This window comes from Kitasatospora sp. NPDC058444, from assembly GCF_042721415.1.
Lineage (GTDB): Bacteria > Actinomycetota > Actinomycetes > Streptomycetales > Streptomycetaceae > Kitasatospora.
This window is the reverse complement of record NZ_JBHXLL010000052.1, coordinates 20,604-33,128: the sequence shown is the minus strand read 5'-3', so window position 1 is coordinate 33,128 and position 12,525 is coordinate 20,604. Positions and strand designations below refer to the sequence as shown.

General features: G+C 73.5%; 10 protein-coding genes. 3 read left to right on the top strand and 7 right to left on the bottom strand.

Annotated features, from left to right (window positions below):
- Positions 1-49 precede the first annotated feature (49 nt).
- Complete coding sequence (locus ACFWP2_RS34665; RefSeq protein ID WP_380459038.1) at positions 50-1,450, bottom strand: cytochrome P450; 1,401 nt, start codon at positions 1,448-1,450, stop codon at positions 50-52.
- Between the two features lie 274 nt (positions 1,451-1,724).
- Between ACFWP2_RS34665 and ACFWP2_RS34660 the strand changes: the two genes are divergently transcribed.
- Positions 1,725-3,161 (top strand): pyridoxal phosphate-dependent decarboxylase family protein, encoded by a 1,437-nt coding sequence (locus ACFWP2_RS34660; RefSeq protein ID WP_380459035.1) that lies wholly within the window; start codon positions 1,725-1,727, stop codon positions 3,159-3,161.
- A gap of 84 nt (positions 3,162-3,245) precedes the next feature.
- Here the strand turns inward: ACFWP2_RS34660 and ACFWP2_RS34655 are convergent, their stop codons facing one another.
- Complete coding sequence (locus tag ACFWP2_RS34655; RefSeq protein ID WP_380459032.1) at positions 3,246-3,749, bottom strand: DinB family protein; 504 nt, start codon at positions 3,747-3,749, stop codon at positions 3,246-3,248.
- 106 nt (positions 3,750-3,855) lie between these two features.
- Positions 3,856-4,302 carry a hypothetical protein gene (locus ACFWP2_RS34650; RefSeq protein WP_380459030.1) on the bottom strand — a complete coding sequence of 149 codons (447 nt, stop codon included), beginning with the start codon at positions 4,300-4,302 and terminating at the stop codon, positions 3,856-3,858.
- 285 nt (positions 4,303-4,587) lie between these two features.
- Between ACFWP2_RS34650 and ACFWP2_RS34645 the strand changes: the two genes are divergently transcribed.
- Positions 4,588-5,016, top strand: a complete 429-nt coding sequence (locus tag ACFWP2_RS34645; RefSeq protein ID WP_380459027.1) for a PPOX class F420-dependent oxidoreductase — start codon at positions 4,588-4,590, stop codon at positions 5,014-5,016.
- Positions 5,017-5,104: 88 nt separating this feature from the next.
- Here ACFWP2_RS34645 and ACFWP2_RS34640 read toward each other — a convergent pair whose 3' ends face one another.
- Positions 5,105-5,896: a putative protein N(5)-glutamine methyltransferase gene (locus ACFWP2_RS34640; RefSeq protein ID WP_380459024.1), complete on the bottom strand. Its 792-nt coding sequence runs from the start codon at positions 5,894-5,896 to the stop codon at positions 5,105-5,107.
- A gap of 369 nt (positions 5,897-6,265) precedes the next feature.
- Between ACFWP2_RS34640 and ACFWP2_RS34635 the strand changes: the two genes are divergently transcribed.
- Positions 6,266-9,628, top strand: a complete 3,363-nt coding sequence (locus tag ACFWP2_RS34635; protein WP_380459022.1) for an LPXTG cell wall anchor domain-containing protein — start codon at positions 6,266-6,268, stop codon at positions 9,626-9,628.
- A 144-nt stretch (positions 9,629-9,772) separates the two neighbouring features.
- Here the strand turns inward: ACFWP2_RS34635 and ACFWP2_RS34630 are convergent, their stop codons facing one another.
- The 3 genes from ACFWP2_RS34630 to ACFWP2_RS34620 all read right to left on the bottom strand — a co-directional run bounded on the left by ACFWP2_RS34630 (position 9,773) and on the right by ACFWP2_RS34620 (position 12,430).
- On the bottom strand, positions 9,773-10,456 hold the full coding sequence (locus ACFWP2_RS34630; RefSeq protein WP_380459020.1) for a ScbR family autoregulator-binding transcription factor: 684 nt from the start codon (positions 10,454-10,456) through the stop codon (positions 9,773-9,775).
- Positions 10,457-10,531: 75 nt separating this feature from the next.
- Positions 10,532-11,413, bottom strand: a complete 882-nt coding sequence (locus ACFWP2_RS34625; RefSeq protein WP_380459017.1) for a BTAD domain-containing putative transcriptional regulator — start codon at positions 11,411-11,413, stop codon at positions 10,532-10,534.
- Between the two features lie 300 nt (positions 11,414-11,713).
- A complete protein-coding gene (locus tag ACFWP2_RS34620) occupies positions 11,714-12,430 on the bottom strand; it encodes a ScbR family autoregulator-binding transcription factor (RefSeq protein ID WP_380459015.1) in 717 nt (238 codons plus the stop codon).
- Positions 12,431-12,525 lie beyond the last annotated feature (95 nt).

The following is a 12,525-nucleotide window of genomic DNA, read 5'->3' as shown; positions in this document are numbered from 1 at the left end:
CCGCGTGGGACGGGGCCCGGGTCAGGGCCGTGCCGAACGGGGCCGGGGGTCAGTCGGCCGGGGCCGGGGGCCGGTCGGCCGGGGCCGGGGGCCGGTCGGCCGGCCAGGGTGAGACGCGCATGGGCAGCGCGTCGGGCCGGATCAGCGCGTGGACCACCGGCCGGACCCGGTGCCCCCCGACCGGTCGCGGCCGCCACCGGGAGACGATCGAGCGCAGCACGACCAGCATCTCGGTCATCGCGAAGTGGTCCCCGATGCACTTCCGGTTGCCGAGGGCGAAGGGGACGTAGGCGCCCGGCGGGAGGTCCTTCTCGGTGCGGTCGAGCCACCGGTCCGGGTGGAACCGCAGCGGGTCCGGGTAGTAGGCCGGGTCCCGGTGCATCGTCAGCGCGCTGTAGATCAGCTCGGCGCCCTGCGGGAGGTCGACTCCGCAGACCCGCACCGGTTCCAGGGCCCGCCGCATCAGCAGCCAGCTGGGCTGGTGCAGCCGGAGCACCTCGCGCAGGAACCGTTCGGTGAACGGGAGGTTGGCCGCGCCGGGCAGGGCGCCGGCGGGCAGGGCGTCGCACTCGGCCTTGATCCGTTCGGTGAGCTCCGGGCGCCGTCCGATCTCGTGGAGCGCCCAGGCCAGGGTGGTGGCCGTGGTCTCGGCGCCGGCCATGAGCAGGGAGAGCAGTTCGTCGCGGGCTTCCACGTCGGTCATCCCGCGCGGGTTGCCCGGGGTGCCGGCGAACATGATGGACAGCAGGTCGCCGCGGTCGGTCGGGTCCTGGCGGGCCTGCCGGACGGCGGAGTCCGCGAGTTCGCGCAGCGCCGCGGCCGCGGCCAGGTACCGGCGGTGCCCCAGCGCGGGTGAGGTCGCGAGGGGAGCGGGCAGCAGGGTGCCCACGAAGACCCCGCGCATCACCGTGTCGAGGTGCTCGGCGACGCGCTCGCCCAGTTCGGCGACGGCCGCGGCGCCGTCCGGGCGTTCGGTGCTGAACAGCGTCGCCACGAGCATGGCCGTCATCGTCCGGCGCAGCACGAGGTCCATGGCGATCACCTCGCCGGGGCGCCAGGCCGATGCCTGTTCCTCGGCGATGGCGGTCATGGTGGCGACGCCGGCGGCGATGGCGTCCCGGCGGAAGGCCGGCTGGAGCGCGCGCCGTTGACGGAGGTGGACGTCGTGCTCGGAGGTGATGATGCCGTTCCCGATGAAAGGCCGTGCGACGTCGAACAGCAGGCCTTTGCCGAACTTCCGGCTCTGCGTCAGCAGAACCTCGTGGACGGCCTCCGGCGAGTTCAGGACGAACACCGGCCGATTGCCCAGGAATATCCTGACGATCCCGCCCTGCGCCCGGATCGACTGCAGGAACTCCACGCGTTTGAGGGCGAGCTGCGGCAGGTGGCCGAGCAGCGGAAGGCGTCCCCGTGCCACGGGTGCCGCCACGGAAGCGGTGATGGAACGCACGGCCCTGCACCTCCCCCGAAGTCGCGGATCGAAAATCCGCCCGACCTTTGGAACATTCACTCGCTCGCGGTGCACGGTGATCATCATCCGACGGATCGAGAGAGGTCAAGGGACCGGCCGAAATTGCACCACCGGGGTGCTTTTGAGCCGAACGGCGTGAATTCCCCCACCTGCCCGCGCGTTTCAGGCCACCCGTCCCCGATTGGACCGGGACTCCGTCCGCCCCCGCCACTAGCCTCGGGCGCACCGCACAGTCGATCGATGGAGAAGCGCCATGCACCCCGAACTCGCCGCCGATCTCGGACAGTTACCCGAACTCCTGGAGGAGACCCGGCAGCGCGCGCTCGCCTTCCTGGAGGCCCTCGACGAACGGCCCGTCCTACCGTCCGCCGCCGGCGCGGCCGCCGTCATCGAGCCCGCCGTCATCGAGCCCGCCGTCATCGAGCCCGCCGGCGCGCCGCTCGCCGAGGAGGGCGGCGGTGCGCGGGCCGCGCTGGCCGAGTTCGCGCAGCGCTGGGAGCCGCGGCTGTCCGCGAGTGCCGGGCCGCGCTACTTCGGGTTCGTGACCGGCGGGGCAACGCCGGCTGCGCTCGCGGGCGACTGGCTGACCTCGGCCGTGGACCAGAACTCCAACTCCTCCCTGGACCCGGCCGGTCAGCAGCTGGAGCGGGAGACGGTCGGGTGGCTGCGCAAGCTGTTCGGGCTCTCGGCGGCGCACCGCGGCACCTTCGTGAGCGGCGCGACGATGTCGAACACGGTGGGGCTGGCGATCGCCCGCGAGTGGCTGGGCGAGCGGCTCGGCGTGGACGTCGCCGAGGACGGGGTCGGCGCGCTGGGGCCGGTCCGGGTGCTGTCGGGCAGTGCGCACTCCAGCGTCGCCAAGGCGCTGTCGGTCCTGGGCCTGGGCCGGACGGCGCTGCGGACGGTGCCCGTCCTGCCGGGCCGGGAGGCGGTGGACGTGGCCGCGCTGGAGCGGGCGCTGGCCGAGGCCCAGGGGCCGTGCGTCGTGGTGGCCAACGCCGGGACGGTCAACACCGTCGACTTCGACGACCTGCGCGCGATCGCCGCGCTGCGCGAGCGGTACGGGTTCTGGCTGCACGTGGACGCCGCGTTCGGCGCCTTCGCCGCGCTGTCCCCGGAGCACGCGGAGCTGGTGGCCGGGCTGGACCTCGCCGACTCGGTCTGCGTCGACCTGCACAAGTGGCTCAACGTGCCCTACGACAGCGCCGTGCAGTTCACCCGCCGCCCGGACCTCCAGGCCCGGGTCTTCCAGAACGCCGCCGCCTATCTGGGCCCTCTCAGCGAGCACCCGGACCTGGTCCACCTCACACCGGAGAACTCCCACCGGCTGCGCGCCCTCGCCGCCTGGTTCACCCTGCGCGCGTACGGCCGCTCCGGGCACCGGGAGATCGTGGAGCGCTGCATCGCCGGTGCCCGGACGCTCGGCGCGGAGGTGGCCGGGATCAATGGTCTGGAGCTGCTCGCCCCGGTGCGGCTGAACGTCGTCTGCTTCTCGCTGACGGCGGACCCGACCCCGGAGCGGCTGGCCGCGCTCGCCGCCGAGCTGGCCGACGAGGCCTTCCTCACCCCCACCCGCTACGCGGGGCGGCCCGCCCTGCGCGCGGCGTTCAGCAACTGGCGCACCACCGAGGCGGACGTCCGGCGCACGGCGGAGGCGCTGGCCCGGGCGGTCCGGAAGCTGACGCCCTGAGGCCCTCGGCCCACGGACGGGCCCGGCGCCGGACTCGGAACGGGACCGGACTCGGAACGGGACCGGCGGCGGCACCGTCCTGGGTCAGCGCCGGTTGTGGTCCCCCGTCCCCCCGTCGATCAGCTCGCGCACGATGTCCAGGTGCCCGGCGTGCCGCGCCGTCTCCGTGGTCATGTGGATCAGCACCCAGCGCAGCGAGACGGTGTTCCCCGACCAGGAGGTGCCGAGGTCGTCCAGGGCAAGCTCCCGGATCGTCTCGTCGGAGTCGGCCCGGGCCCGCGCGTAGAAGGCCAGGACGTCCGCCGTCGACTCGTGCGGCTCCACCCGCATGTCGGAGGAGTCGTCGGCGTCGATGTCGAACGGCAGCGGGCCGGTCTCCCGGCCGAACGTCTCCCGGAACCAGCCGAGTTCGGCGCCGCCGAGGTGCTTCACCAGCCCGAGCAGGTTGGTCCCGCTGGGCGTCATCGGCCGGCGCAGCTGCTCGTCGTCCAGCCCCTCCAGCTTCCACAGCACCGCATCGCGGTGCCGGTCCAGCGCCGCGTGAAGGCTTTCCTTCTCCCCACCCGTGTAGGGCACATGGTTGCTCATGCGCCGGACGGTACCAGCCACCTCCGACAGCCACCTCCGACAGTCACCTCCGACAGCCGCCTCCGACAGCCGGGCCCCTACGGCCACTGCCCCCAGCCGTCCGGGATCACGGGTGCGCCCCGTCCCCGTACACGCCGCCCGCCCGGTCGGTCAGGCTCGCCATGAGCTCCGCGTGCGCGAGGTTCATGAAGTGCAGCGGGCGCCAGCGGGAGTGGTGGTCGGGGTGGTCGCGGAACTGGTCGGCCGTCTCGCACAGCCGCTCCCACCAGATCATGGCGTCCTGGCGCATCCGCTGCGTCCAGCCGGGCTCATCGTTGCGGCCCTCCAGGACCACCTCCTCCCAGGCCACCAGGATGTCCGAGAGGAAGACGCAGTCGCAGGCGGTGACCTCCGCCAGCCGCTCGGCCGCGAACCGGGCACTGGTGCCCTCGGGTTGGGCCTGGACCAGCTCGCGCATCCGGGCGGCCAGGAAGGCCTGCAGCGGGGTGACGTCGTCGGTGTGGAGGTCGTCGGAGAACTCCAGCAGCTCCACCGGCTTGCGTTCGCGTGCCATCGTGCGGTGCCCCCTCGGCTCGGACGGTACGCGCTCGCTGACGCACCGTCACCGTTATCGCGACCGACACCCTAGCGGCTGGCGCCGGACGGCACGGCGGATTCCCGAACCTTCCACCCCCGCTCCTCGCCGAGCGGCACCACCTGCGGAGCCTCCCCCGCCCCACCGGCCCGACGGACCTCGACCCTCCTGCCGGACGGCCCACCCCGCCTGCCCGGCGAACTCGCCCAACACGCGTGGCGGATCTCGCCCGCACCCCGGCGCGCAAGGCCGATGATGTCCCCCATGACCGCCATCGCTTTCGACCCGTACGCCCTCCTGGAACAGAGCCGCCTCGGCATCCTCGCCACCATCAAGGCGGACGGCCGCCCGCAGCTCTCCCCCGTCCTGCCGTTCTACGACCGGGCCGCGAACGCCCTCCTGATCTCCACCCGGGACGGGCTGGCCAAGACCGTCAACCTGCGCCGGGACCCCCGGGCCAGTCTGGAGGTGACCGGGCCGGACGGCCGCTCCTGGGCCACCGCCGAGGGCGTGGCCACCCTGACCGGGCCGGGCACCGACCCCGAGGGGCCGGAGGTCGAGGCACTGGTGGACTACTACCGCCGCGCCGCCGGGGAGCACCCGGACTGGGCGGAGTACCGCGAGGCGATGGTCTCCGACCGCCGGGTGCTCCTCACCATCCCGGTCGACCACGTCTACGGCACCCACATCTGACCGACTCCGGCCCGGCCGCCGTCCCGGAGCGGCGGCGGCCGGGCCACGACCCTTCGGCCTGAGCGAACTCCCCCGTCAGCAGAGCGGTTCAGCGCAGCGTCGCGGTGACCACCGTGGCGTCCAGGTCCTCCTCCCGGCTCTCCGCCGCCTCCAGCCCGGCCGCCCGGGTCACCGCGAGGGCCGCCGGCGCCTGCCGCTCACTGGTCTCGAACAGCAGCGACCCGCCGGGCGCCAGCCACCGCGGCACCTCGGCGACCACCCGCCGCAGCACGTCCAGCCCGTCCGCCCCGCCGTCCAGGGCGGGCAGCGCCTCGTGCAGCCGCGCCTCGGGCGGCAGCAGGCCGATGTCGCCGGTCGGGACGTACGGGACGTTGGCGATCAGCACGTCCACCCGGCCGGCCAGCTCCGCGGGCACGGCGGCGAACAGGTCGCCCTCGAAGACGCGTGCCGCGGTGCCGGCCAGGTTGCGGCGGGCGCAGCGGACCGCGTCCGGATCGATGTCGGCGGCGTACAGCTCGACCGGGTGCGCGGCCGCGGACGCCACCGCGGCGCCCAGCGCGCCGCTGCCGCAGCACAGGTCGAGCACCACCGCGCCCGGGGTGGTCAGCGCGGTGGCGGCGGCGACCAGGAACTCGCTGCGGCGGCGCGGGACGAAGACGCCCGGGTCGACGGCGATCCGCAGCCCGGCGAACTCGGCCCAGCCGACGACGTGTTCGAGCGGTCTCCCGTCGGCGCGGGAGCTGACCATGGCGGCCAGGTCGGCGGGCGAGGCGGCGGCGGAGAGCAGGATCCGCGCCTCGTCCTCGGCGAACACGCAGCCGGCGGCGCGCAGTCGGGAGACCACGGAGGAACGGAGGGAGGCGGAGGAGTGGACGGGCAAGAGAACCCCTTGGGGAGGACGGGAGGGCTGACGATTCCGTCAGGGCTCCCGCAGGGGCCGACACCGCGTCGGCGCGCCGGCCGCGCTACGCGCGCGGGGCGCCCGCACGGCCGCGCTCCGGGAGCACCCGCTCGGACATTCCGGTAATGGGTCTCACCTCCCTGAGTCGCGGTCATACTCGGCGTCGGCCACCCTACCGCACCGGTTGAGTGGGAATCATGGGAATGATCCAGGAGAGCACTGCCATCCCAGCGACAACCCGGGAAGCACCTGACACCCCCTCTCCCCCTCCCCCGTCCGGGCGATTCGATGACTCCACTGACAGTACTTCAGCCATGACGGACCGTAGCGGCCGCGCATAGTACCCGTATGACGAGACAAGCCCGCGGACCGTCACGGCTTCGCGCCCGAACGGCCCGCTTCATCAGCGCCGCGGCCACCCTGGGTCTGCTCGGTGCCGGCCTCACCGCCCCCCTCGCCCAGGCCGCCACCCCCGACCGCCACCCGGCCGCGCCGCTGCCGGAGCGTGTCCGGGCCGTCGGCACGCCCCTGGTCGAGGAGGACTTCACCGGCGCCACCGCCGACCCCCGCTTCATCGCCGTCGGCTCCGCCTGCCTCACCGGCGCGGCCCCCGGGACACCCGGGTCGGGCGACCACCCGCTGGGCGGCTGCCCCACCGCCGAGACCGGCCCGGTGCCGCCGCTGAACAGCGCACCGCTCGGCTACCTGCGGATCACCGACGCCGGCAACGACCAGAGCGGCGCGGTGCTCTTCGACCAGGCCCTGCCGGCCGGCAACGGCCTGGACGTGACCTTCGACCAGTGGCAGTACGGCAGCACCACGCCGAACACCCCGGCCGACGGCATCTCCTTCTTCCTGGTCAACGGCGACGTCTCGCTCACCCACCCCGGGGCCTTCGGCGGCAGCCTCGGCTACGCCCAGAAGCTGCCCGACGACAACCCGAACCTCGCCTTCCTGCCCGGCGTCGACCGCGGCTACCTGGGCGTCGGGCTCGACGTCCTCGGCAACTACTTCGGCGACTGGGAGCAGCGCGGTAGCGGCTGCGCCCAGCGCTCCCCCGCCGGCACGTCCTTCCGCATCCCCGCGCCCGGCTCCAACATGGTCACCGTCCGAGGCCCCGGCGACGGCACCACCGGCTACTGCTTCCTGACCGCGACGACCAGCAACTTCACCACCAGCAGCCCGTGGCCCTCCACCCTGCCCGGCAAGCTCCAGGGCCCCCTCACCTCGCTGCCGCCCGGCGTCACCCCGGACCAGGCGCAGACCCTGCTGGAGCCCTCGCGCCGCCGGGTCAACGTCCACCTGACCCCGGCGCCCTCCCCGGTGCTCACGGTCTCCGTCGACTTCAACGACGGCACCGGCTCGCACCAGGTGTTGCAGACCCCGGCGCCCCAACCGGTGCCCTCCACCTACAAGTTCGGCTTCGCCGGGTCGACCGGCCTGTTCACCGACGTGCACCTGATCCGCAACGTCGTGATCCACACCGACCAGCCGCTGCCCGAGCTGAACCTGGTCAAGCAGGCGCACCAGCCGCTGCCCGGGCTGATCACCGTGGGCACCCCGGTCCCGTACGACTTCGTGGTGACCAACTCCGGGAACGTGCCGATCACCAACCTGGGCGTCGAGGACCCGAAGGTCGGGCCGGTCGACTGCCCGGTGAGCACCTTGGCCCCCGGCGAGACGGTGACGTGTACGGCGACCTACCGGGTCACCGCCGAGGACGCCGCGCTGGGCCAGGTCGCCAACACCGCCCAGGCCACCGGGACCACCGACGAGGGCCCGGTCACCTCGCCACCGGCCTCGGAGAACGTGCCGGTGATCGCGCCGCCGGGGCTCGACGTCGTCAAGCACGTCGACGCCGCCGAGCCGTTCCACGTCGGGGACACCGTCCCGTACACCTACGTGGTCACCAACACCGGCGGGACCCAGATCACCGGTCTCGCGGTGACGGACGACAAGGTCACGGGGATCACCTGTGACTCCACCACGCTGGCCCCGGCCGGCAGCGCCGGGGACCGCACGCAGTGCCACGGCAGCTACGTCGTGACGGCGGCCGACGCGCAGGCCGGGCAGGTCACCAACCACGCCCACGCCACCGGAAGCTCGAACGGCCAGCCGGTCACCTCGCCGGAGGCCGACGCCACCGTCACCGTGGTCGGCCCGTCCTCGCTCGGTCTGACCAAGCAGGCGGACACCGCCGGACCGGTCCACGTCGGGGACGTCGTGCACTACACCTACACGGTCACCAACACCGGGACGACCACGCTGACCGACGCGCTCGTCCTCGACGACCACGTCTCCCCGGTGACCTGCGACCAGACCACCCTGACCTCCGGCCAGAGCACCACCTGCCGCGGCACCTACACCGTGACCGACGCCGACCTGCGGCTCGGCCACGTCACCAACACGGCCCAGGCGGCCGCCACCGGCCCGCAGGGGCAGGAGGTGGTGAGCCCGATCGACCAGGTGACGCTGCCGGTGGTGGGCGTCGCGAAGCTCGACCTGACGAAGCGGGCCGACAGCGCCGGCCCGTACCACGTCGGGGACACGGTGCACTACAGCTACACGGTGACCAACTCCGGGACGACGGTGGTCGACAACGTCACCGTCACCGACGACCACGTCACGTCCGTCAGCTGCGACCGGACCACCCTCGACCCCGGCCAGAACACCACCTGCCACGGCACCTACACCGTGACAGCCGCCGACGCCCAGGCCGGACACGTCACCAACACCGCCCACGCCGACGGCACCGACCCCCAGGGCCGACCCGTCCAGAGCCCACCCGCCGACGCCACCGTCAACGTCGTCGCCCCGGTGACCTCACTGGCCATCACCAAGCGGTCCGACGCCGCCGGGACGGTGCATCCGGGTGACACCGTCACCTACACCTACACCGTCACCAACACCGGCAACACCGTCGTCGACAACGTCACCGTCACCGACGACCACGTCACGTCCGTCAGCTGCGACCGGACCACCCTCGACCCCGGCCAGAACACCACCTGCCACGGCACCTACACCGTGACAGCCCCCGACGCCCAGGCCGGACACGTCACCAACACCGCCCACGCCGACGGCACCGACCCCCAGGGCCGACCCGTCCAGAGCCCACCCGCCGACGCCACCGTCAACGTCGTCACCCCGGTGACCTCACTGGCCATCACCAAGCGGTCCGACGCCGCCGGGACGGTGTATCCGGGTGACACCGTCACCTACACGTACACGGTGACCAACACCGGGACCACCACGCTGAGCGACGTCGCCGTCAACGACGACCGGGTGCGGCAGGTGACCTGCGAGGAGAGCACCCTCGACCCCGGGGAGAGCACCACCTGCGAGGGCACCTACACGGTGACCGAGGAGGACGGACGGGCGGGCAGCGTCACCAACACCGCCCGGGCCTCCGCCCGCGACCCGCAGGGGGAACTCGTGGAGAGCCCGCCGGCCGAGCTCTGCATCACCGTCGAGCCCTGCCCGCCGAAGGGGCACGACCACAAGGGCGGCGGGGGCCACGGCTGCCCGAGCCGCCCGGACCACGGCCACCACCCGGTTCCGCCGCAGGGCGGCGGCTCGGGCGGGCTGCCGGCGACCGGCGTATCGACCGGCGCCGTCAGCGCGGGCCTGGCCGGGGGCGGGCTGGTGACCCTCGGCGGTCTGGTGCTCTACCGGGCCCGCCGCCGCGCGACCGCCGACCGGTACGTCGCCTGACGAACACCCGCGATTCCGCCGTGCGACGGCGGTCGGGCCGCCCCCGGTGCCTTCGGGTACCGGGGGCGGCCCGCTGTCCGGCCGGCAGATCCGGATGCGTACGGACCCGGATTCGGACGGACCCGGATTCGGACGGGCCCGGCCTCAGGCCGGCCGCGGGGCCGGCGGCCCGGTGCGGTAGCCGGCGGCCGTGCCCGGGGGCACCAGGCAGGGCAGCAGCCAGTCCCAGAGGGCCCCGACCCTACGGGACCGCTCCTCCGCGGGGCAGCCGTCGGCGAACACGACCTCCAGGCCGCAGGCGGCGGTCACCAGCAGGGTCTCCGCGCCGAGGCCGCCCGAGCGGTCGCGCAGTTCGCCCGCGCGGCGGGCGCCGGCCAGCAGGTCGCGCACCAGCCCGGCCCAGACGCCGTGGAAGCCGCGCATGTCGGCGAAGGCCGGCTGCCCGGCGTCGGCTACGGCGGGCCCCGCCGTAGCCGACGTGGTCTGCCAGCCGGTGTCCTCGCGGCCGAGGCGGAAGGCCGCCCGGATCACCGGATCCGCCCCGAGGGCGTCGACCAGCCAGTACCCCGCGTCGATCAACCCCTGGAGCGGGGAGGACGCGGCGCGCAGCTCCGCACACACCGACCGCAGCGAGCCCTCCGCCTGCCAGAACACCTCCCTGGCCAGCTCCTCCTTGGAGGCGAAGTGGAAGTACAGCGCCCCTTTCGTCACCCCGGCGGCCGCGGCGATCTCGCCCAAGGTGGCGCCGGCGTAGCCGCGGCGGTCGAACAGTGCCGCTCCCGCCGCCACCAGCCGCCCGCGCGTCCGTTCCGACCTCTCCTGGACCACCCGTCCCCAACTCCTCACCACGACAAGCAGGTTCCCACCGGACCGCGGCCGGCCGCCCCGGACGGCCGGTCGGTTTCACCCGACCCGGCTGAACCGGGCCACCCCCAGCGACCCGGCGGCCGCGCCCGCACCGGCGGGCACGCGCTCCACCGGACGTTCCGTCGCACGCTCCGTCACGTGCTCCGGCCCGGCGAGCAGGATGGAGCGCTGGAGGCGCCGCAGTCCGGCCGAGGGCTCCATGCCCAACTCCCGTACCAGCGTGTTGCGCAGGCACTGGAACGCCTCCAGCGCCTCGCCCCGGCGGCCGGAGCGGTGCAGGGCGACCATGTACTGGCCGTGCAGGCTCTCGTGGGTGCGGTAGCGGTCCACGAGCACGGTGAGTTCGGCCAGCAGCACCCGGTGCCGACCGAGGCGTAGATCGGCCTCGATCCGCTGGTCCAGCGCGCAGAGCCTGGTCTCCTCCAAGCGCCTGGCTTCGACCGTGAGTTGGCCGCCGACCGGGACGTCGGCGAAGGCCGGTCCGCGCCACAGCGCCAGCGCCTCGCCGAGCAGCCGGGCCGCCGCCGGGTAATCCTCGCCGTCCATCGCCCGGTAGCCCGTTCCGGACAGCCGCTCGAACTCCCGCAGGTCCGTCGGTCCTCCGCCGCTGTCGAGCAGGTAGCCGCCCGACGAGGTCACCAGGACGTCCTTCGCGCAGGACGCCTCCCTGGCCGAACCGGCCGCGGTGAGCGCCCGGTCGATGAGTTCGCGCAGCTGGAGCACGTACGTCTGCACGGTGGTGCGCGCGCTGCGCGGCGGACGGCCGGACCACAGCTCGTCGGCCAGCGCTTCGGCCGGGACCACCTGGTCCGCCCGAAGCGCCAACAGGCCCAGCACCTGCCGCGGCTTGGGCGCCGACGGCACCACCGACACTCCGCCCACTCGGACGTCCAGCGTCCCGAGCACCCGGATCTCCACGATGACCACCCCAATCACACGGAACGCCGCGGCCGCCTTCGCCACGGCCGGCACCCGGGTCGACACCCTGGGTCAGCTGTCACCCAGTCAAAAACAGGACGCGCGGTTTGTCAATACAAAACCGAACGTGCTGTTTGTTTTGTCGAGCCATCACGATCCCCACCCCGAGAGGACCTCCGCCGCGCTGCGCGACCGGGTCCGGACAAACCAAAGGCGGCGCCGGAACCCCGTGGTCCCGTCGCCGCCGGTTTCGCCGCTCCCGGCCGGACTCCCGCTGACGGGAGGGCTGGTGAGGAGCCGTCAGCCCACGCCGACCCCCGTCTGCGCTTCGGCGCGCGCGACATCGGCTACGTCGCCGTCCGCGGCCGCACGGGCCGCCTCGGCCTCGGCGACCACCTCGGCACCGCGGTTCGGCCCCATCTGCAGAGAGCCGAGCACGCCCGGCACCGCGATGCTCGGCATCAGGTGCTGGTAGAGACCGGACACCCGCAGCTCCAAGTCGGCCCGGCCGCACAGCTTCTGGGACTGGATCTGCACCCCCGTCCACGCCCCGACCAGCAGCCACGCGGTGTCGGCCGGCACGACGTGCGGGAGCAGCTCGCCGCGCTCGCCGGCCGCGACCAGCAGCGCCTCGAACCGGCTGATCCAGCCGGGGGTGGCACCGCCGCCGAGGTCGTCGAAGAGGTCCTGCCCGAGCGACAGCCGGGCTCCCGCGCTGAGCAGCGGGTCACGCGGCATCAGGTACGCCACCACCATTCCGGTGTCCACGAACTCCTGGAGCTTGCAGCTCCGTTCGGGAACTCCGTCCTGGACGAACTGCTCCTCCACCACGCCCTGCGCCAGATCCCGCTTCGAGGCGAAATGGAAATACACCGCACCGCGCGTCACACCGGCCCGGGAGACCACCTCACCGATGGTCGCGCCCTCGTACCCGAACTCGTCGAAGACCGAGGCCGCCGCCTCCAGGATCAGCCGACGTGTCCGGAGCGCCCGCTCCTGCCGTACCACCGAAACCACCCCGCCCTGGGCTCCCGGAAAACAAAACCAAACACCCCGTATCTTAGCTTCGCCTCACCCGCGACCGACAAGACGATGTCGATGAATGGATCCCG

What these genes read in the sequence shown, in the direction of transcription:
- ACFWP2_RS34650 (WP_380459030.1), bottom strand. Translation starts at nt 4,302, where the DNA reads ATGGCACGCGAACGCAAGCCGGTGGAGCTGCTGGAGTTCTCCGACGAC.
- ACFWP2_RS34655 (WP_380459032.1), bottom strand. Translation starts at nt 3,749, where the DNA reads ATGAGCAACCATGTGCCCTACACGGGTGGGGAGAAGGAAAGCCTTCAC.
- ACFWP2_RS34660 (WP_380459035.1), top strand. Translation starts at nt 1,725, where the DNA reads ATGCACCCCGAACTCGCCGCCGATCTCGGACAGTTACCCGAACTCCTG.
- ACFWP2_RS34635 (WP_380459022.1), top strand. Translation starts at nt 6,266, where the DNA reads ATGACGAGACAAGCCCGCGGACCGTCACGGCTTCGCGCCCGAACGGCC.
- ACFWP2_RS34645 (WP_380459027.1), top strand. Translation starts at nt 4,588, where the DNA reads ATGACCGCCATCGCTTTCGACCCGTACGCCCTCCTGGAACAGAGCCGC.